This is a genomic window from Pedobacter sp., assembly GCF_965279535.1.
Classification (GTDB): Bacteria; Bacteroidota; Bacteroidia; order Sphingobacteriales; family Sphingobacteriaceae; genus Pedobacter.
In genome coordinates, this window is sequence record NZ_OZ257244.1 from 4,895,538 (window position 1) to 4,916,253 (window position 20,716).

Annotated in this window: 13 protein-coding genes; 9 read left to right on the forward strand and 4 right to left on the reverse strand. The window is 38.5% G+C overall.

The window, feature by feature from the left end; translation table 11 throughout:
- The first annotated feature begins 193 nt into the window (after positions 1-193).
- From ACQY77_RS20440 to ACQY77_RS20450, 3 genes are read left to right on the forward strand one after another with little or no spacing between them, the layout of a single operon-like run.
- Positions 194-3,400, forward strand: a complete 3,207-nt coding sequence (locus tag ACQY77_RS20440; protein ID WP_421940468.1) for a SusC/RagA family TonB-linked outer membrane protein — start codon at positions 194-196, stop codon at positions 3,398-3,400.
- A gap of 19 nt (positions 3,401-3,419) precedes the next feature.
- Entirely contained in the window at positions 3,420-5,297 is a 1,878-nt protein-coding gene (locus ACQY77_RS20445) for a RagB/SusD family nutrient uptake outer membrane protein (protein ID WP_421940467.1), read from the forward strand.
- Between the two features lie 18 nt (positions 5,298-5,315).
- Positions 5,316-6,227, forward strand: a complete 912-nt coding sequence (locus tag ACQY77_RS20450) for a DUF5017 domain-containing protein (RefSeq protein ID WP_421940466.1) — start codon at positions 5,316-5,318, stop codon at positions 6,225-6,227.
- Between the two features lie 110 nt (positions 6,228-6,337).
- Here ACQY77_RS20450 and ACQY77_RS20455 read toward each other — a convergent pair whose 3' ends face one another.
- From ACQY77_RS20455 to ACQY77_RS20465, 3 genes are all read right to left on the reverse strand, one after another.
- Positions 6,338-6,520 carry a hypothetical protein gene (locus tag ACQY77_RS20455; protein WP_421940465.1) on the reverse strand — a complete coding sequence of 61 codons (183 nt, stop codon included), beginning with the start codon at positions 6,518-6,520 and terminating at the stop codon, positions 6,338-6,340.
- Between the two features lie 343 nt (positions 6,521-6,863).
- Positions 6,864-7,652 carry a glycoside hydrolase family 16 protein gene (locus ACQY77_RS20460; RefSeq protein ID WP_421940464.1) on the reverse strand — a complete coding sequence of 263 codons (789 nt, stop codon included), beginning with the start codon at positions 7,650-7,652 and terminating at the stop codon, positions 6,864-6,866.
- A 293-nt stretch (positions 7,653-7,945) separates the two neighbouring features.
- Positions 7,946-12,007 carry a hybrid sensor histidine kinase/response regulator transcription factor gene (locus ACQY77_RS20465; protein ID WP_421940463.1) on the reverse strand — a complete coding sequence of 1,354 codons (4,062 nt, stop codon included), beginning with the start codon at positions 12,005-12,007 and terminating at the stop codon, positions 7,946-7,948.
- Between the two features lie 233 nt (positions 12,008-12,240).
- Here ACQY77_RS20465 and ACQY77_RS20470 point away from each other — a divergent pair, with 233 nt between their 5' ends.
- The 3 genes from ACQY77_RS20470 to ACQY77_RS20480 all read left to right on the forward strand — a co-directional run bounded on the left by ACQY77_RS20470 (position 12,241) and on the right by ACQY77_RS20480 (position 13,728).
- Positions 12,241-13,071, forward strand: a complete 831-nt coding sequence (locus tag ACQY77_RS20470; protein ID WP_421940462.1) for a BadF/BadG/BcrA/BcrD ATPase family protein — start codon at positions 12,241-12,243, stop codon at positions 13,069-13,071.
- Positions 13,072-13,170: 99 nt separating this feature from the next.
- On the forward strand, positions 13,171-13,476 hold the full coding sequence (locus tag ACQY77_RS20475) for a hypothetical protein (RefSeq protein ID WP_421940461.1): 306 nt from the start codon (positions 13,171-13,173) through the stop codon (positions 13,474-13,476).
- Positions 13,477-13,488: 12 nt separating this feature from the next.
- Positions 13,489-13,728, forward strand: a complete 240-nt coding sequence (locus ACQY77_RS20480) for a hypothetical protein (RefSeq protein WP_421940460.1) — start codon at positions 13,489-13,491, stop codon at positions 13,726-13,728.
- Between the two features lie 86 nt (positions 13,729-13,814).
- On the opposite strand, the gene ACQY77_RS20485 is transcribed toward ACQY77_RS20480, so the two are convergent.
- A complete protein-coding gene (locus tag ACQY77_RS20485) occupies positions 13,815-16,160 on the reverse strand; it encodes a right-handed parallel beta-helix repeat-containing protein (RefSeq protein WP_421940459.1) in 2,346 nt (781 codons plus the stop codon).
- A gap of 327 nt (positions 16,161-16,487) precedes the next feature.
- Here ACQY77_RS20485 and ACQY77_RS20490 point away from each other — a divergent pair, with 327 nt between their 5' ends.
- From ACQY77_RS20490 to ACQY77_RS20500, 3 genes are all read left to right on the forward strand, one after another.
- Positions 16,488-16,643: a hypothetical protein gene (locus ACQY77_RS20490; RefSeq protein ID WP_421940458.1), complete on the forward strand. Its 156-nt coding sequence runs from the start codon at positions 16,488-16,490 to the stop codon at positions 16,641-16,643.
- Positions 16,644-17,089: 446 nt separating this feature from the next.
- Positions 17,090-17,362, forward strand: a complete 273-nt coding sequence (locus ACQY77_RS20495; RefSeq protein WP_421940457.1) for a hypothetical protein — start codon at positions 17,090-17,092, stop codon at positions 17,360-17,362.
- A gap of 193 nt (positions 17,363-17,555) precedes the next feature.
- On the forward strand, positions 17,556-20,702 hold the full coding sequence (locus tag ACQY77_RS20500; RefSeq protein WP_421940456.1) for a SusC/RagA family TonB-linked outer membrane protein: 3,147 nt from the start codon (positions 17,556-17,558) through the stop codon (positions 20,700-20,702).
- Positions 20,703-20,716: the final 14 nt, after the last annotated feature.

Genomic DNA, 20,716 nt, shown 5'->3' on the forward strand with positions numbered 1-20,716 from the left:
TTTTATTCACTTGCCTAAAAACGAATAAAACCGACGAAAAACCAGTAGCAGTTCACTTGTTTTTTGAAAATACCCCTATCTTGTTAAGGATATTCCCCTATCGTTTCGAGCGATCAGCCTTAGGTTTGTGTCTACAGGGATTTACCTTTTTGGTTATAACTGTATATAAACAACCAATCTAAACAATTAAATTATGAGTAAACTTTACAATGGATGTGAGGTGGAAAGAGTGAGATTCTGCATCATCCGCTATCCAGGGATTTTGCTACTCCTCATCTCCTTATTTTTAACCGCAAATGTTTTTGCCCAGCAAAAAACAATTGTGGGTATGGTGGTAGACGAAAAGAGCGAAGCCTTACCAGGCGTATCTATTTTGGTTAAAGGTACAAAATTGAGTACCCAAACGGATAAAGATGGTAAGTTCAAAATTCAGGCTTTAACAACAGACCGGTTAGTTTTTAACTACATTGGTTTCGGTGTTCAGGAAGTACTTGTAGGCACCAAAACAACCATTAATGTTGTACTTCATTCTACTTCCACGGGACTAAATGATGTAGTAGTTGTTGGATATGGCACTCAAAAGAGAAGCGATTTAACAGGTGCTGTAGGCTCAGTAAATATGACCGATTTCGCTAAAGCACCTGTAAAATCATTCGATGAAGCATTGTCAGGACGGGTAGCTGGCGTACAGGTTCAAAGCAGTGACGGACAACCGGGGGCAGTTGCAAATATTATTATCAGGGGAGCAGGTTCTATTACCCAGGATAACTCACCACTTTACGTAGTAGATGGTTTCCCTTCCGAATCCTCAAATGCCAATTCGATCAGTCCCTCAGATATTGAGTCTATTGATATCCTTAAGGATGCATCAGCCACTGCTATTTATGGCGCAAGGGGCGCCAATGGTGTTGTTTTAATTACTACTAAAAAAGGTAAATCGGGTCCGCCACAAGTGGTTTACAATGCCTACTATGGCATTCAGAAGGTGCCGGAAAAGGTTAAACTAATGGATGCTTACGAGTTTGTACGCTATGTGCGGGATCTTAACGCTCCACTGGCCGATTCTACCTACCTGAAGAATGGTACTACTTTAGATTTTTATAGAACAGCACCAACACTTGATATGCAGGATTATGTTTATCAAACCGGGCAAAATCAGAATCACGACATTGCCATCAGAGGAGGCTCTGAAGGTACACAATATGCCATTTCCGGTAATTTTAACAACCAGAAAGGTATTGTAAAGTACGGTGGTTTTAAAAGATATCAGGGTAGGTTTGTGTTAGATCAGAAAGTTAACAACAAACTTAAAGCAGGTGTAAATGCCAATTATGCCTATAGTGAGCAGTTTGGAATCCCTGTAAGTGCTACTAATTTTTATGCTTCTTCTGTATTTCTTTACTCCGTTTGGGGGCAACGCCCAACCAATGGGGTATCCTCAGCAGGCAAAAATTATGATCCCTTAGTTGATTTGTACGATCCCGTTAACGAATTCGGCAATAACCAGGATTATAGAGTTAATCCCCTGGTAAATATGCAAAATCAGATCACAAGGTTTAAAACCAATACCTTAACAGCCAATGCTTATGCAGAATACGCCATTTTGAAGAACCTTACTTTGAGGGTGTCGGGAGGGATTACCAAAAACAATGTAGAAACTAATATCCTTAACAATTCAAAAACACAAGCAGGCAGTAAATATGTCACCTCCGGCCCGAATGGAACAATTGGGTTTGCAAATCAGGCGAGCTGGCTATCTGATAATACTTTAACCTATAAAGTGAAAATCGAAAAGGATCATAATATCAATGCATTAGTGAATTACAATGCTCAGGGAAATAATAATTCAAACAGATCTTTTTCAGCATTTCAGTTGCCAAATGAAGACCTGGGTTTCGATGGATTCGATTTAGCAGCTGCGGCAAATACCAATCGGGTATCTAACAGTTCAAGATGGGCAATGCAATCTGTATTGGCGAGAGTAAATTATGACTACAAATCAAGGTACTTATTAACGGCTTCTATCAGGGCTGATGGTTCTTCTAAATTTCCTCCGGGAAGTAAATGGGGATATTTTCCTTCTATATCCGGTGCATGGCGCTTTAGTAGCGAGGAGTTTATGAAAAACCTGAAATGGATTTCCAATGCAAAATTACGTCTGGGTTTCGGCCAGTCAGGTAATAACAGGGTAGGTGATTTTGCTTACATGCGTCAGCTTCAATTATCCAATACCAATTATTGGTATTCAGCAAACAATGTACCTGCTCTAACCGGAGCATTTCTATCGGCCATTGGCAATGAAAATTTGAAATGGGAAACCAGCGAGCAAACCAATATTGGTTTGGACTTAGGATTTCTGAAAGACAGGATCAATATTACCGCTGATGTCTATCGTAAACGAACCAAAGATCTGCTATTAAATGCTTCTTTACCATATTCGTTAGGGGTAGAAGGAAGCACCGGATTTAAAAATGTGGGTAGTCTGCAAAATCAAGGTTTAGAATTCTCTGTTGATACCAGAAATATTGTAACCAAAAATTTCAGCTGGTCTACCAACTTCAATATCAGTTTCAACCAGAACAAAATATTAGCATTAACAGATAATCAAAATTATCTTTTAGCAGGAAATGGCACTTTCTTTAATACCACTTACAGCGGATTGTTCCCGTATATATCAATGGTTGGAAACCCGCTCGGTCAAATGTATGGATTAATCTCCGACGGAGTTTACCAATACGGAGACTTTGATAAAATGCCAAATGGTGCATATGTACTTAAATCTACAGTCACAACGAGTTTAGCGGCCAGAAGCGCGGTGCAACCTGGTGATGTAAAATACAAGGATATTAATGGTGATTTATTAATCAATGGTTCAGATTATACCATTATTGGAAATGGATTACCTAAATATACGGGTGGTTTATCTAATAATTTCAGCTATAAGGGATTTGATTTGAACGTGCTGTTGCAGTGGTCAGTTGGAAATGATGTGATTAATGCCAATCGATATATTTTCGAAGGTGGGATTGTTGCTAATCCTAATTTAAACCAGTTTGCCACTTATCAGGACCGTTGGACATCCACCAATCCGAATAATACCTATTTCAGAGCAGGAGGACAAGGTGCAGCAGCATACGCTTCAAGGGTAATTGAAGATGGTTCTTACCTGAAATTGAGGACAGTCTCATTTGGCTATACCATTCCTAAAAACACCATTCAAAAATGGGGTATGAACAATCTCCGCTTTAATGTTTCTGCGCAGAATTTAGCTACAATTACCGGATATTCCGGTATCGACCCCGAGATTTCTTCCAGACAAAGTAACCTAACACCAGGATTTGATTATGCCGGATATCCACATTCATTAACAGTTGTATTTGGTGTAAACGCTACTTTTTAATTTTAAAATTATGAATGTTATGAAACTAAAATATTTATTGCTGATCAGCTTAATGATCAGTGTGTGCGCCTGTAAGAAGGCACTGGATACCGAACCTTCTGATTTTTATACACCAGAAAATTATTTTAAAACTCCTGAGCAATTGCAACAGGCTTTAAATGGCGTTTATGGGACTATGATGAGCAGCAGATTGTACGGGCAGATATTAGCGGGTTATTATGAAACTGCTGATGAATTGTTGTCAAACAGAGGCGCAGATGGAGATGCCAGAGGCTGGCGATATACATACTCCGCTTCCAATACAAACGTGCACGCAATCTGGTTGGCTTGTTATCAGGGAATTAATAATGCCAATATTTTGTTGGATAATATTAATAAGCCCACGATGAATGAAACAACAAGGAATAGGATTAAAGGACAGACATTATTTCTGCGTGCTTACTATTACTGGATTTTAACTACCCATTTTCAGCAAGCTATTATCAGTTTAAAGCCATCATCTATCACCGATATCGATATCCCTGCCTCGAGTCCAAAACAAGTTTATGCTCAAATAGAAGTCGATTTAAAAGAAGCTGAAGGTCTGTTGCAGGGGTATACATCTGCAAGTTTGGGGTATAATGATGTGGTAACCATTACTGCGGTTCAGGCCATGTTGGCCAGAGTATATTTATACATGGCAGGGTATCCGGTAAATGATGTTACTAAATATCAAAGCTGCATTGACTATTGTGCTAAAGTGATCAATTCGGGACAACATGCGCTTAACCCTGATTATAAACAGGTTTTTATTAACCTCATGCAAGATAAGTATGATTTAAAAGAGAATATTCTGGAGTGGGGCTTTGCTACTGCAGCTGCAGGAACGGTAACTAAAGGGGCCAATGATATCGGAAGCTTTATAGGGGTAACCTCAAGTGTAGTTGCTTTTGATCCTACATCCTATGCAGCTGCTGGATGGACCTATGTTACCCGCAATCTTTTCGATGCATATGAAGTAAATGCCAGTAGCACATCAACCCCTAAAACCTCATTTGATCAAAGACGCGACTGGAATTGCGCCAATTACATTTACACCAATACATCAACTGCACGTACTAAAACAACCATCACCAATCCATGGTTAATGCCCTCAGGAAAATTTAGAAGAGAATATTCGGCAGCAGAAGCCAGGAATTTAGGTATTTATGGAACCAACTGGCCTGTAATCCGGTATGCAGATATATTGCTGATGTATGCAGAAGCTTCAAATCAATTGGTTGGCCCAACAGCAATTCCAACCGGAGGAACTTTAACCGCATATGAAGCCATTAACCTGGTTCGCAAACGTGGTTATGGCATTTTGAATGGAAACATAGTTAGAAACATTACTGTAAGCAATGGTGGTGCTGGTTACACTTCCGTGCCTGCTGTAACCATTAGCGGTGGAGGAGGAGCAGGGGCAACCGCTACGGCTGTTATTTCAGCCGGCCGGGTTACAGGAATAAATATTACCAGTCCAGGAATTATAGCTACAGGAAGTTACTACACTTCAGCCCCGGTAATAACAATAACCGGAGGTAATGGCACAGGCGCTGTTGCAACAGCAACAATTACAACAGGCACCGAAGCCAATTTAACTGCAGGTTTAAGCAAGGATAATTTTCAACTGGCCATTCGCGATGAAAGATTGCGTGAGTTTAATGCAGAATCGCTACGGAAAAATGATGTAACACGTTGGGGGAATTTTTATCAGGACATGGTTACATTTAAAATCTATTGTGAAGCCAATGGGGCAAGTGCAAATGCAAATGGATTAACCGGAGCGAGAAATGTGGCGCCACGGCATGTTGTGCTTCCCATTCCTGATTACGAACTGAACCTAAATAAATCATTAATTCAAAATGCTGGTTGGTAAACCCTAATCCGATTAATTATGAAAAATCTTATTATACTTATCACTTTCGTCTGCTTTTTTGCAAGCTGCGAAAAATCCTTAACGGTTACAGAACCAGATTGGGATATTCAAGTTAGCAATGCCAGGTCTGTTAATGGTAATACCTATGTATTTAAGCTGGGCGATTCCTGTAAATATACCATTTCAGGTAATGCACATAACGTGATCACTTATCCGGGAACAGCAGGATTTACTTACGCCAATAAAGACCGTACCTCCGCTGTAGGAGAACCTGGTTTGACATTTACATCATTCGCTCAGTTTGGCACGCAAACCAATACCTTAAAATTATTGGCATCTAATAGCTTGTCTGCTTTAGATTCAGTCAGCGTAGTAAATGCGAGTTGGACAGACATCACCAGCAGGGCCGTACTCTCCACCGGAACTGATAATACAGCTTCAGGAAAAATATCACTTTCAGATTTATATGTAGCCGGTAAGCCGCTCTATATTGCCTTAAAATATAATGGGACTACTGGTTCTACTCAAAAAACCTGGACCTTTAAAAATTTAACCGTTAGTAACTTATTGCCTGATGGTACCAGTGTTACAGTTTCTACATTATCAGATATATCCTGGACCGTTTATGGAAATGTACGTACTCCTGCCAATGGGAGCTGGATTGCAACAGCTTCACAAATTCAGGTTGTAGGTGGAGGCGCTACTGCTCCCACAAATGAGAGCTGGGCAATAAGTAAACCGCTTGATCTTAGGAAAGTGGCCCCTGATGTAAGCATTCCCATTAAAAGCTTAACCTCAGCAGCTTTAAAAACCTATGCGTTCCAATATCCCGCTGTAGGAAAATACAAAGCTATTTTTATTGCCAGCAATAATACCTTAAATGACAGCAAACAGGTAATGAAAGATATTGATATCGAGATTGTCCCATAAATCTTTTAATGGTTAGTTTAATTTTTGTTTAGCCGGGCCTACAAGGGTTCGGCTTTTTAATTAATAAACAGGAGAAGATGTGGTATTCCTGCCCCATCCTGGCTTATTGCTTATTTCAAAATGATAACTGTTCCTTTATTTGCGCTCAGCTTAAAATAGTAATGAATTTCAGCTCTGAACGATACTCTATCGATGCGTTCTACCAGACCCGATTGGCCGAGGTCATCTTCAATGTAATCGCCATATTTGATGGCATCAAGTATTTTAACAGGGGTTAATTTATCTATTTTCATATAAGATCCAATTGAATAATCATTCAGCGGCATCCTATTGTCTGCACTATGGGGCGAACAAAGGAATTCAGAACGCTGAAAGGCTACAAACGAGGGAGGAACTGTTCCCCTCCAGGTTTGCTTCAGTTGATCTTGGGATGGAAAAATAACAAGGGATGTTATTGATTCAGATAAATAAACATAGCTCAATTTAATTGGATTGAGCTATGCTGTAAAAGCTGACGTGACAACTTTCACGAATTACAAAGATAGTTTAATCTCGGAACAACGAAAAAAAATCGGCGATTTGGAGACTGTAATTTCGGGAGATGTTATTAGCAGGATATTTTTTCTTCTGGTTGATTTATTTTTGGGTCTTATAGACCCTCACATAATCTACCTCATATTTCAGTGGAAGTATATCTTCGTTTAAAGGGCCACCCAGAGTTCCTTGTCTGCCCAATGCGAGATTTAGCAATAAGTAAAAATCTTTTTTAAACGGATTCTCTCGTCCCTGAGCATCTTTTAGATTAAAAGTGAAGTACTTTTTGTTGTCATAGTAAAATTCAATGTTTTCTTTGGTCCAGTTAATGGCATAAATATGAAAATCTTCATATGGTTTGCCCATATCAGGCTTTTCACCTTTGTATTTATAGGTATTAGTAGAATCAGCATAGTGTACCGTTCCGTAAACCAGGGTAGAATCCTTTCCTACAAACTCCATAATATCTATTTCACCACAATCCGGCCATTTAACAGCGCCTCTGTTTGTACCTAACATCCATATTGCAGGCCAGCTGCCAATACCTTTGCAAACCTTCGCACGTACTTCTATCCTTCCATATTTAAAATGTTGTTTACCAAGGGTAATTAAACTTGCAGAGGTGAATTTCGCACCTTTATATGTTTCTTTTTTGGCTTCAATAACTAACTTTCCACCTTCAACTCTTGCGTTTTCAAGCCGTGCTTTGGTGTAATATTGTGGCTCTTTATTTCGGACAAGACCAACTTCGTAGTCCCATTTGCTGGGATCAGGAAGACCTTGATAATTGAATTCATCTGCCCAGATGAGTTTTCTTTTGATTCCATCGCTTTGCGCAAATAACGAAATAACAAGGAATTGCAACAGTAGAGTTAAGAGGGACTTTTTCATGTAATTACAGGTGTTTTTAAATTATCGGATAAGTGCTTTGAAGAATAGGTCTCTCATACAGAGAGCCAGTTTCCTAACCATTCTCCTGATCAAAAATATCACTGTACCAAGTTACTATAGGGGTAAAATCCCAATGGATGTAGGGGAGGATTCTAAAGAAAAAAAGCAATAAATATATGGATTAGCCAGGTTCAGGGATGCAGTAATTGGTACATCCCGAAATTTCAAAGATTTACTGATAAGAAGTAGAAAAATCTAAACAAATAGGGTTAAAAATAGAAAGTTTAAACAATCTAATCTGGGTTAGAACCTTCGTTTAGATTTTCTTTTGTGCTTTTTACATAATCTGTAGGTGATAAACCAAATTGTTTTTTAAACTCTTTGGTGAAATATTTTGGATCGCTAAAACCCACAGCATATGCTGTTTCTGAAACATTGTATACCTGCTGATTGAGGAGTTGAGCAGCTTTTTTTAACCTTACCGACTTGATGAAATCATTTACTGATAAATCTGTTAGTGCCCTGATTTTTTTATAAAGAATTGGCTGGCTCATGCCCATCTCACCCGATAACATGGGAACATTGAAGTTAGGATTAGCCAGTTGCCCTTCTATATAATTCATGATTTTAGTTAAGAAAGCCTGATCAGGCGCTGCTATGGTAACATTTGTTGGTTCCAGGGTAACAATTTGTCCAAACTTTTGCCTGATTAGGTTTCGGGTAGCAATGAGATTCTTAATATTTGCCGCCAATAATTCGAGGCTAAAAGGCTTAGTCATATATAGGTCAGCTCCTGTTTTTAGGCCAGCTAACTGATGTGCATGCGATGCCTTCGCTGTCAAAAGTATAACTGGGATATGACTGGTCCGGTCATCCAGCTTCACTTTCTCACAAAGTTCCAGTCCGTCAATCCCAGGCATCATAATGTCACTGATAATTAAATCAGGAATTTGAGTGGTGGCCATTTCCAGCCCCTGAATACCATCAGCACATTCCAGTATATGGTATCTACTGAAAAGCTCGTCTCTTAGTAATTTCCTAATTTCAGGATTGTCTTCTATCAGTAGAATAGTGCTTTCTATATGTTCATTTTTGTCCGGGTTTTGCTGTAGTACCTTTTCTGAATGAGGCTGAACAAATCCTGATTCAAGCTTCTCATAAGGATCAGGTTCAACAATAGTTTTTCTGTCAAAATGAGCATTTCCCTTCTTTAGTTTTACTGAAAACGTAGTGTTGCCCTCCTTATTTGCTGCAACCGGTTGACTATTCACCTGAATTGTGCCCGAATGTAATTCTACGATAAGCTTACTTAAGGCTAAACCTATCCCAGTTCCGGTTTGCCCCTTAGTACTATCGATCTGATAAAATGAACTAAAAAGCCTGTCCTGTTTCTCTAAAGGAATTCCCCTGCCATTATCTGTCACCTTTATTATCACATAATCTGCAAATTCTTCAATAAATACGCTGATCTTACCGCCATTGACAGAGAACTTGAAGGCATTTGAAAGGAGGTTAAACAAAACTTTTTCCATTTGAAAGCGGTCAAAGTAAAGTTGTATGTCTTCCGTTTGGCAGTTAAAGGTATAGTCAATTTGATTTTGCGTAGCCAATTCCTGAAAAACATGAAATATTTGCTTTGAATAGGCTACAATATTGTTTTTACTGATATGAAGATCCATGTGTCCCGACTCTGCTTTTCTAAAATCGAGGAGTTCGGTAGTTAAGCGCATCAGGCGATCTGCATTATCCTTTATCGAGTGGAGTTGAGTACTCAAGCCGCTATCAGATGAAGCATTGTCGATCATTTTTTCCAATGGGGCCGTAATCAAAGTAAGGGGAGTCCTGATTTCATGAGAAATATTGGTGAAAAAGTCGAGTTTTAAATTATGAACCTCCTGCTCTTTTTTAAAAAGTTCCCGCATTAAAGCATATCGGAGTACGATAAAAATTATGGATCCAAAGAATACAAGATAAAACAAATAGGCGTACCAGGTTCTCCAAAGGGGGGGAAGAATTTCTATTTGAAGTTTGGATATATTTTTACTCCAAATGCCATCATTGTTACGCCCTTTAACCAATAATACATACTTACCTTCATGAAGATTAGTATAGGTTACTGAGGGGATATGCACAAAATTCCAGTCTTTCTCAAAACCACTTAACTTATAAGCATAGCTGTTATTGCCCGGCTTGATGTAGTTGAGTGTAGCAAACTCAACACTGAAAATATTCTGGTCATGGCGGAGCGTAATCTTTTGTTCTCCATTACTATCCTTTTTTATGTGGTATGGAGAGTTTGCCTCAATTGTTTTATTGAAAAGCTTAATGTCTGTGAAAATAACAGCAGGTGCGTAGTGATTTTGATGAAACTGAGCAGGAAAGAAGGATACCAGCCCACTAAAACCACCGAAAAACATTTTACCTGCTTTGTTCTTGTAATATGAGTTTTCATTGAACACATTTCCGGGAAGACCATCGTTGGAATTGTAATTTTTAAAGGTTTTCTTTTTTGTATCAAATCTTGATATACCTTTATCCGTACTTAGCCATAGAATTCCCGGCTTTTCTGTTAAAATTCCTAAAATATTATCATTAGGTAAACCATCCTTTATTCTCCAGTTCTCCAGTTTTTTAGTTTCAGGATTAAAACAGGTTATCCCACCGTAATAAAACCCAATCCATATATTTCCAGCTTCATCTTCAGTAATACAATTAGGGCTATTGCTGAAATTAAGCCGGGTAAATGCATCACTCTTGTATTTTAGAAAATAAAGACCACCAACTGCCCCAACCCAGATGTTCTTTTGGCGATCTTCATGAATGCAACGAATAATAGATTTACGTATCGCTGAATTATTCCCCTTTGAAGCATCGGGCTGACTGAATTTTAGGCTTTTTTTATCTAATAGGTTTAGGCCTCTTGTTGTTCCCACCCAAAAGCGTCTCTGGCTGTCATGCAGCATACAATAAACATTGTTAGAGCTAATGGTGCCTTTAACACCCTGCTTATTTTTATAATGGATAAAATCTTGATTGCCTTGGTTAAATTTCTCCAGTCCGCCCAGAAATGTACCTATCCACAGCTCCCTATCTTGGTCTATATAAATTGTTTTTACCAAATTGGAGCTTAAGCTATTTGGATTTGCAGGATTATTTTTAAAGGTTCGAAAGGTTTTCGATTGTTGATGATATAAATTTAAACCTTCGGCTTCAGTTCCGATCCACAGGTTTTGCTCAGCATCTTCACAAATACCGCTGATGATGTTACTGCTTAAGCTGTTCTTAAAATTGCTGCTTTTAAATACCTCAAAAGCGCTTAGGTTTGGAAATACCACATTTGCCCCACCATAATAGGTGCCAATCCATATAGAACCATGGTTATCGGCAAATATTTCATAAACAGAATTCTGACTGATACTTTTTATATTGTCCGGATCATGTTGGTATACCATAACCTTTCCATTCAATGGATTTAAAATATTGATACCTTTCTGTGTACCAATCCACAGCAGACCATTTTTGTCCAGTAAGAGTTTGCGTACGCTATTACTGGATAAGGTTTTGTTGGCGGTAGAATAGAATTGCGTGGCTCCGGTGATCAGGTTTAATTTAATTAATCCCGCCTTGCTCGTTCCGATCCAAAGTATGTTGTGCTGATCTGTAATTAGCGTATTGATACTGTTCTCGACAATGCTGCTAATTTTCTTATTGAATGTTCGTTGAAGGTTAATTTTATAAACATTGCCGCTTTTGCTTAAGCGCATCAAACCTTTATTTGTGCCAACCCAAATAATACCTTTACCCGCGCATGCCAAAGCGGTAATTTTGACATCTTTCAGGAATGATTTAAAAAGAGTTCTTTTTTTGTTTATCAAAAGATTTAAACCAGAATCTGTTCCAACCCATATCTTTTTGTCTTTATCTTCTAATACCGCATTAATAACATTATTAGAGAGGCTAAACCTGGCAGAAGAATGTTCAATCCGTTCAAAATTCTCACTTTCTGGATGATATTTATTCAACCCTCCTGATGTTCCAACCCACAATGTTTTCTCCTGATCAGAGAAAAGAACCCTGATGTAATCACTGGAACTTAAAGTAGTGCTATCCTGATCCGAATGCTTAAATATCTTGATTTTGTTGGTGTCGTATTTATTTAATCCAAACCGTGTGCCTAACCAGATATATCCCTGCGCATCTTGAGTAATGGCCAATACCGAATTTTGAGAAAGCCCATTTTCTACGGTTAGGTGATGAAAGGAAATATTATCCTGACTCTGAGCTGTTGAGCAAAAGGATAGTATAAGTAATATAATAAACAGATTCTTCAACCCATAGGGAAGTAATATTTTCATGCGATTTGGTTTCAGGATTTGAGCTTTACCCTGCCTGAATTTAAGACAGCGTATTTCCATTTTCCTATACTTAAATATAAATAAAAATAGCCTAAAAATTAGATGAGGCTAAACCTTTTAAGCTTGCAATGAAGATTGTTATGGATTTTCACCCATGTTATTTAGTATTATACCCCATCTCCGGATTCCTTCTGTTTCAACTTTGAAATACTTTGATAAATAGTTAAATAAATATGATTTTAATCGCAGATAGTGGATCTACAAAAACCACATGGAGTATTATTGATGATGGGAAGGAATTTTTAAGATTCAGCACTGAGGGGTATAATCCCTACTTTGTTTCTAACGAATATATTATTGATTCGATCAAGCAATCGATAGATAGAAAAATCAGAAAAATGAGATTTAAAGCCATACACTTTTACGGAGCGAGTTGCGATGGAGTTCAGGCTAATAGAGTGGCAGAAGCCTTAAAGCAAATCTTTAATAAGGCTGAGGTGTTGGTTCATTTAGATTTATTGGCTGCAGCCAGAGGCGTTCTGGGGCGGGAAAGTGGTTTTGTAGCCATTTTAGGGACCGGTACAAACACTTGTTTATACAATGGAGAGGAGATTACACATAACATTGATTCATTGGGTTTTATTCTGGGAGATGAAGGAAGCGGGGCTTACCTGGGTAAAAAAGTTTTAAGTGATTATCTACGCGAAAATATGCCACTGGCAGTTAAGAAACGGTTTGAACAATCCTATCACACGAGTAGTAAAGAAATTATTCAAAACATTTATAAACTACCACTTGCAAATAGATATTGTGCCACATACAGCCGGTTTCTTCATAGTGATTGTGCCTATTCAGTATCGGTATTGAAAATGGCATTCCGGCGGTTTTTTTCAGATTTGGTTATGCTTTATCCCGGTTATGAGCAATACAAATTCAATTGTATTGGTTCAGTTGGCTTTGTATTTAAATCCATTTTAACGGAAGTTGCCCAGGAGTTTGGAATTGAGGTAGATAAAGTGCTAAAATCTCCTATTGATGGTCTTATCGAATATCATAGGGGATAGTAAAGATATGAAATTTTGAAATTACACATTTAAAGATGTGAGTCCGGGCAAAAGTGATACTCCTCATTAATAGAAGATAAGTAGCAAAAACATTAACAGATGGTATTAGTAGCAAATAGTGGTGCTGTCAAAACAGCTTGGAGCGTTTTATATGAAGGGACAGAAGTGTTAGGTTTTACAACCGCAGACTCCAATCTTGATTTGAGATATAGCAATAATATTGTCGCTGCGATTAATCGTAATTTGGATCAGGAAATAATCAATCTGGGCTTTAAAGCTGTGTATTTCTATGGTTTTTATGTTAATGAAATAGAAAAAAGTAGTATGAGAGAGGCTTTGGAATCTGTTTTTGAGGGAGCAGAAGTGGTGGTCAGCCAAAATTCAAATCAAGGCCCCAAATTCTAGAAATATGTAGTTATGAGAATTGAAAATATTAATCCCTGGTTACTCAATATTATTGTAATCATTTTAATTTCCGTTATTTCTTACTATTCCAATCCTAAAATGAAGAGCCTAAAAGAAGTTTCAGGGATGAAAACAGGAAAGCGTACATTTAATTCCAATATGGGGATATCATATAACTATTTCAATGCAAATATTAAGCAAAATCAGGTAGCGAAAAAACAAGATTTTTATGCCATTTTTACCTGTTGGTAAATGCTTATCCAAACCAATCTCGATCATAATCAATCCCGGAAAGAACACCATGTCTTAACCTTATTGCGACTGGTGTAAACCCATTGTTAGTTTTTAAGCGAAATCGCCAATTGCTGCTCTGTTTGATTTCTTACAACGACAATTGTGCAATCTCCTTTCCATTTAATGTTATTATATATTTTAAGTAAATCTGCAATTGAGGCTATGCTCTTATCATCTAGTTTTACAATCACATCGCCTTTCTGTAAACCATTTTTAAAAGCAATAGAATTGTTTGGTACCTGAACAATCAGCGCACCATTATTATCATGCAAACCTGCCGCAGAACGCTCACCCAGATTTTCTATGTTTTTTACTACTCCTCCAAGCCAGGCTACAGTAGCCGACTTCTCTAATGAAAGTTTAGTGTTTACAGGATTAATCTTAGGCGATGAAGTAATTCTCTTTAGTCTTGGCTCATTGACACCAAAATCCATCGGAAAATTTTTAAAACCGATCAGTAGGGCAGGTGAATTAGGTTCAACCTGATAATTACCAGTTTTTTCATTCAGGAATTTAGGATCTCCAAATGCACTGTGAAGGTCGATACCTAACTTTTGACTTTTAGATAAACCCTCCTCTGTTAGGAAAAAATTGTGGTCTATACTGCGGCCCCAGGTATTCATTTGAATGGGTGCATAAGGCATTGAAACAATGTTTTTTTCGAAAACGTCATCACTATTTTTTAGCCAAACATGTGGATGAAAAGTATTATTAATAATGATGTTATTGCTTACCTTACGGTGGTAGCCTTCTCTCAGTTTAAGTCCGCCGCTTAAACACACATTATTGTATATTTCATAATTTCCACTTCCATCATCAAGATCAATATCCCAGCCATGATCACATTGAAAACGATTGTTCCGGATGATGATAGGCTTTTCAACATCTAACAATTCTATGCCTGCACGTGCGGCAACAATACTGTCAATAACCTGCCTGCTCGGACGCCAGAAACGATCTCTTCCCCAGGAATTGAATGCACCATGATCCCCTGTTTCCAATACGGTTTCAAAAACATCATTAAACTCGATCACATGGCCACCCCAGGTTCCTTCACTTACATTTATACCAGCACGCGGAACGTGGTAAATGGTATTGTGACTAATCAGTATCTGGGATGACATTGAAAGCTGAACACCTGCTGATTGTTTTTCTATCGATCCTGTATGATGGATTAAATTGTTTGAAGCTTCACATTCCTGTGGATAGTTATTTGACTTTGGTCCGGGCGTATAATCCATTTCATCCCAAGGGATAAAATTTTCATATCTGAAAGCAGGGGAGCGTACTGCAGCTGCATCGCCAACAAAGGCAATGGCGCTGGCACCTATATTATGTATATGATTACCAACAACTTTGGCTCCTTTATTATAATTACTTAAGAAAATGGCATTACCGCCCAGATTGTAAAAGTTACAGTTTTTAATGCTTACCTGTTCAGTACCATCCAGCAGGATAGCTGCTCCACGATAAATGGTCCAGTCGCTCCTTAACAAAGGTTCTTTGGTTAGCATAAAACTCCTTGCGGTTTGTGCAAAATCGATATCAGTAATGCTAATGTTTTTAATTGGAGCTTTCGCTGTACCGCTAAAATGTAAAATATCAGTTGTTGTACTGATTGTGACTTTAGCGGTTTGAATATTTACACCTGCCGGTGGTATCAGGTATATCATTTTCGATTTCTCGTCGTAAAACCATTCTCCCGCAGCATCGAGCTCCTCAAAAATATGCTCTACGTAACGGTGTTGAGGGTGCATTTTTGATGGTCTGTTGTTTTGCCAGCCACCATCTGATTTGAGTTTTCCCTTTGCATCTTTGCCTGTAATAAGATAATGAAATCCACCCCACTCACCCTGGTGAAGTGCATGGATATATCCTCCCGCTGGGTTATTCCATTTACTTATCCGATCATCCGATAAGGCATCGGCTGAAGTGCCACTAAATACCCTTGCAGTTGAATCATAATTAGGATATCTGGCCATTTGTAATAAGTGATCATTTATGAAAATCTGATCGGGACGCTCCGCTAAATCCAGCCTGGCTGATAAAATATCACCTTTAAAGGCCGCCCATTTTAATTGATAGGCTTTAGAACCAGTTATTAAAACTTTAGATCCTTTTTTTGCTCTGATGCTTAATGATTTGAGTTGATAATCGACAGCTGAAACAATAATGGTCTTTTCTATCGGGTATGTCCCCGCTAAAAGTTCGATCACAATATCCTTGCCCGGATGTTTTAGTGCCAGGCTTACTCCCTTAACAAGTGTTTTCAAGGGTTGTGTATTCGAACCAACAGCCTGATCATTCCCGTTTGGAGAGATAAAGATGGTTTGTCCGGTGCAAAGTTTAAAGCTTAATAACAATAAGCAACTAATCAGAGGTATTCTCATATAAATAATTAATTATGCCGTCCGTATCTACCCGGAATATTTGGGGAGATTTAGCAATTTCGGATAAAATAAATATTTGGCTAAAGTCTGCTATGCTGTATTATAACAGCTGAATTAATTAATAGTTAATTCAATAGCAAATACTAAATAAATTTTGGAAAAATATTGAGTAAAATGAGCATGTTATTCTGTGTTTTTGGTGTAAAATGAATGCTAATCATTCAGTTAAAACCATTAAACATCAATGAATTATAAATTAGAACAATCACAAAGTTCTCTTCTCGTAGCCTACAGGCAAATAATTGCTTAATTGGTTATAGCTGCTTTATGAAAAAAGTACATTCTATTGATGGTAATTTTGCCATCAGGCAAGGCAAGTGGAAGCTTGAACTTTGCCCGGGGTCAGGAGGTTGGGCGGCTCCTAAAAATGCTGAAACTTTGAGAGCCGGCGATCCAGCCGTACAACTTTATGATTTATCATAGGATACAGCAGAAAAGGATAATTTACAAGCCAGATATCATGAGGTAACCATGAGGTTGACTACTTTGTTACTGAAGTAGGTAAATCAAATGATGCTTAGGTGAGCATCTGGAAGCATGAAATCAAAAATAACCGTAAACTCTTCAGTAATTTTAAATATTTAACATTTTTTTTTAACTCTATGAGTTAAAAAACAAAATTAACTCTGTTTTTTAATTAATTCTACTATTCCTATAGGAATTATAGTTTTAAGTTTTATCTTTGTCGCATCATCTTTTAAAACATGACATGAAGACACTTTACAAGCACATTTCATTTCATCTAACGGCTCTAAACACACCATTCCACCTCGGTATGCGAATGTGTTGTTGTTGTTAAATACCACAAATAATTTTCAATAAATTAATGATTTACCTGCTTTAAGTCACGAGAAGCTTATGCTCAGACTATGGACCAGGTGAAGGTAACCACAAGAACAGCCATGTACCGAATTTCTATTTCCATCACCATTATCTTTATCATTTTTCTTACAGGCTTTTCTGTTTCTAAACGCAGGCAAGCGGCAAAGCAGAAAGGAAAATCTTTATTTCCGAAGGTAGAAGCATGTTGCTCTTCGGGATTACCAAATAGATTTGGTATCCCCAGATTATCTGATACCCCGTATCAGTCCGGGGCATTAACAGCAGGCCATCAGTCATCAAAGGTAAAAAAGGCAGAATAGTAGGGCTTAGCGGTAAATACCTAAATAGATATTAAGTATCAATAATTATATGTCAAAAAGGAGGGAAATACAATAAACTATACATTAAAATAGGGGAAACAAGCATTGTTCCCCCAGGAATTAAACTATCGAAACAGGCATTCAATTGGCGTTGGCACCTGAATCTATTAACAACTTAACTCAATACAAAAGTATGCAAAATTCTGATGAACTCCGACAGCAGGGCTGGCCGGATTCGAACCCTTGTGGTCAAACAGCAAGGTCTGAAAAAAAACTGTTTTCTAAATTTTCACTATGCAAGGCCCAGGTTTGTGGCCTGATGCTCTTACAAATTTTAGCTTTTTGGTTTTATGAAGGAAAAGCCCAAACTACACCCCTAATTAATTCAACCTTAAGCGGTCAGGTACTGGATTCAAAAACAAAAGAGCCTATTCCAGGTGTGGTTGTTCGGATTAATGGTACCACACACTCGGCGGCTACGGATAATGACGGGAGATTTAAGTTTGTAACCGGGCAAAAGTTTCCCTATACCTTAACCATCAGTTATATTGGTTACAAAACCCTTGAAGTTGTGGCAAATGGAAGTCCTATTCAGGTAACTTTAGAAGAACTGGCCAATCAGCTCGAAAATGTAGTGGTAATTGGCTATGGTACTCAGAAAAGAAGCGACATTACAGGTTCTGTTTCTTCTGTTTCTAAAACGGCCTTAAAACAGCCTTTAAGTTCAGTGGATCAACTTTTAAAGGGAGCCGCCGCAGGGGTCCAGGTAACCCAAACATCTGGTCAGCCAGGTGGTGGAGTAAGCATTCGGATTAGAGGTGGCAGCTCAGTTCAGGGTGGTAACGAGCCCCTGTATGTGGTTGATGGTTTCCCGATTTACAACAGTTCGGCATCTGCAGGAACTTTAAGCGGAACACCACTAAACCCCTTAGCCAGTATTAACCCCTCCGATATTGAAACCGTAGATATCTTAAAGGATGCCTCAGCTACTGCAATATATGGCTCAAGAGGAGCCAATGGAGTGGTAATTATCACTACCAAAAAAGGTAAAGCAGATAGAAGTTCGGTAAGTTATGAAGGAAGTTATGGTAGCCAGGCGGTAGTTAAAAAGATTGATGTTTTGAATGCCCGCGACTTTGCCTTGTTGAGAAACGATGTTTTTTATGATACCGACCCAGGCAAAGGCCGCTTTCAATACCTGAGTCAGGCTCAAATAGATCAATTGGGTGCCGGAACTGATTGGCAGGGCGAAGCTTTTGTAAAAGCACCAACCCAAAACCACCAGTTAACCATTAGCGGAGGTAACCAAAAAACACGATATCTGATTTCGGGAAACTATTTCGACCAGGAAGGAATTGTGAGAAACACAGATTATTCCCGAATTAGTGTTAGGGCCAATGTAGATGCACAACCTTTTGAAAAGTTAAAAATTAGTGCCAATATTACGGGTAGCAAGGCCGATGCAAACGTATCACCATCAGGGATAATTTCTGGTTTGTTGATTATGCCCGCTGTAGCAACTGTTTACGATGCATCAGGGGCATATACCCTTCGAAATCCGTTTGAGAATATTTTTTCTAATCCTATCGCTTCCCTCAACGAGCAAATCAATAAATCTACAACCAATAAATTTCTAGGAACCGCTTTCGGAGAATATACAATTATAGATGGATTAAACTTAAAAGTCCTTTTGGGTGCAGATGTGAATAATGTGAATGAGAAAAATTTCATTCCTTCAAGCATTTATGAAGGGGCATCAATAGGAGGTTCAGCAGGCAGAGGTACGTATAATTCTTACTCCTGGTTAAATGAAAATACACTTTCTTACTCTAAAATCCTGGGAAAACATACCATTGATGCCTTAATCGGTTTTACACAGCAAGAGTTTAAAAGTGAAACTGTTCGATCAAATGCCCAGAAATTTGTAACTGACGATTTAACCTACAATAGTTTACAAAGTGGCGCCACATTGGTAGCACCTTATTCAGATGCAGCGTCATGGGTCCTTCATTCTTATCTGGCCAGGGTTAACTACAGTTATAACAATTTATATTTTTTAACGGGCAGCATCAGGGCCGATGGCTCTTCCAGGTTTGGTAAGGGCAATAAGTGGGGGTATTTCCCCTCTGCAGCAGCTTCCTGGAAGTTAAGCAATGAGGATTTTTTTGAACCCCTGAAAGCGGTGGTATCTGAACTGAAAGTGAGGGGAAGTTTTGGGACAACAGGAAATTTGGAAATTGGCCAATATCAATCTTTGGCAACCCTTTATAGCTTGAATTACGTTTTCGGAGGAGCAACTTCTACCGGATTTGCGCCAAATAGAATCGCAAATGATAATTTAGGTTGGGAAACCACTCATCAGTATGATGCAGGAATCGATGTTGGATTTTTGAATAACAGAATTCAACTGACACTAGATGCCTACTACAAAAAAACGGAAGATCTTTTATTGAATGTCGAAATTCCATGGACCACTGGTTATGCTTCTTCACTTCAAAATTATGGTTCGGTATCTAATAAAGGGCTTGAAATTGGTTTAAATACTAAAAATTTAACAGGTGAACTGGTTTGGAATACCAATCTCAATCTTTCTATTAACAGAAATAAGGTGCTGGCCATTGGAAACGGGGCTCAATCCTACATCAGCGGAAATTACATAGTACAGGTAGGTCAACCCCTGGGCAGCTTTTATGGAAATTTAACTAACGGAATTTTGCAAACCGGTGAAGAGGCTACAAAGGGGAAGTTTACCGGAAGCGCGGTGCCTAAGGCCGGAGACCGCTTATATCAGGATGTTAATGGCGATGGAACTTTTACCGTTGCTGCGGATAAAGCAATCATTGGAAATGCACAACCCGATTTTATATTCGGTTTAACCAATAGTTGGGAGTGGAAGGGATTTGATTTAACTGTTTTTATACAGGGCGCTTATGGCAACCAGATTTTAAACTCGAACAGGCAAACCCTGGAGCTGTTTACAGGACAACAAAATGCTTCTACTACAGCACTGGACCGTTGGACAACCACCAATCCGAGCCAAACTATTCCCAGGGCTAAACTGGATCCGGCACCGGTATTTTCCGATCGGTTCATTGAAGATGGCTCTTTCTTAAGGCTGAAGGATATCTCATTTGGTTATACTTTGCCCAGAAGAATTAGTACTAAAGCCAAATTATCCAATGTCTATTTCTATATAGCTGGTCAAAACCTGCTTACCTGGACAGATTATTCAGGCTTCGATCCTGAGATTACTTCAGGTAGCAATGTTTCTCCGGGAACTGATTCAGGAATTTACCCAATAGCTAAATCAATTAGGGCAGGCTTACGATTAACTTTTTAATTGTGCAGTGCTCA

What these genes read in the sequence shown, in the direction of transcription:
- ACQY77_RS20440 (WP_421940468.1), top strand. Translation starts at nt 194, where the DNA reads ATGAGTAAACTTTACAATGGATGTGAGGTGGAAAGAGTGAGATTCTGC.
- ACQY77_RS20445 (WP_421940467.1), top strand. Translation starts at nt 3,420, where the DNA reads ATGAAACTAAAATATTTATTGCTGATCAGCTTAATGATCAGTGTGTGC.
- ACQY77_RS20450 (WP_421940466.1), top strand. Translation starts at nt 5,316, where the DNA reads ATGAAAAATCTTATTATACTTATCACTTTCGTCTGCTTTTTTGCAAGC.
- ACQY77_RS20455 (WP_421940465.1), bottom strand. Translation starts at nt 6,520, where the DNA reads ATGAAAATAGATAAATTAACCCCTGTTAAAATACTTGATGCCATCAAA.
- ACQY77_RS20460 (WP_421940464.1), bottom strand. Translation starts at nt 7,652, where the DNA reads ATGAAAAAGTCCCTCTTAACTCTACTGTTGCAATTCCTTGTTATTTCG.
- ACQY77_RS20465 (WP_421940463.1), bottom strand. Translation starts at nt 12,007, where the DNA reads ATGAAAATATTACTTCCCTATGGGTTGAAGAATCTGTTTATTATATTA.
- ACQY77_RS20470 (WP_421940462.1), top strand. Translation starts at nt 12,241, where the DNA reads ATGATTTTAATCGCAGATAGTGGATCTACAAAAACCACATGGAGTATT.
- ACQY77_RS20475 (WP_421940461.1), top strand. Translation starts at nt 13,171, where the DNA reads ATGGTATTAGTAGCAAATAGTGGTGCTGTCAAAACAGCTTGGAGCGTT.
- ACQY77_RS20480 (WP_421940460.1), top strand. Translation starts at nt 13,489, where the DNA reads ATGAGAATTGAAAATATTAATCCCTGGTTACTCAATATTATTGTAATC.
- ACQY77_RS20485 (WP_421940459.1), bottom strand. Translation starts at nt 16,160, where the DNA reads ATGAGAATACCTCTGATTAGTTGCTTATTGTTATTAAGCTTTAAACTT.
- ACQY77_RS20490 (WP_421940458.1), top strand. Translation starts at nt 16,488, where the DNA reads ATGAAAAAAGTACATTCTATTGATGGTAATTTTGCCATCAGGCAAGGC.
- ACQY77_RS20495 (WP_421940457.1), top strand. Translation starts at nt 17,090, where the DNA reads ATGGACCAGGTGAAGGTAACCACAAGAACAGCCATGTACCGAATTTCT.
- ACQY77_RS20500 (WP_421940456.1), top strand. Translation starts at nt 17,556, where the DNA reads ATGCAAAATTCTGATGAACTCCGACAGCAGGGCTGGCCGGATTCGAAC.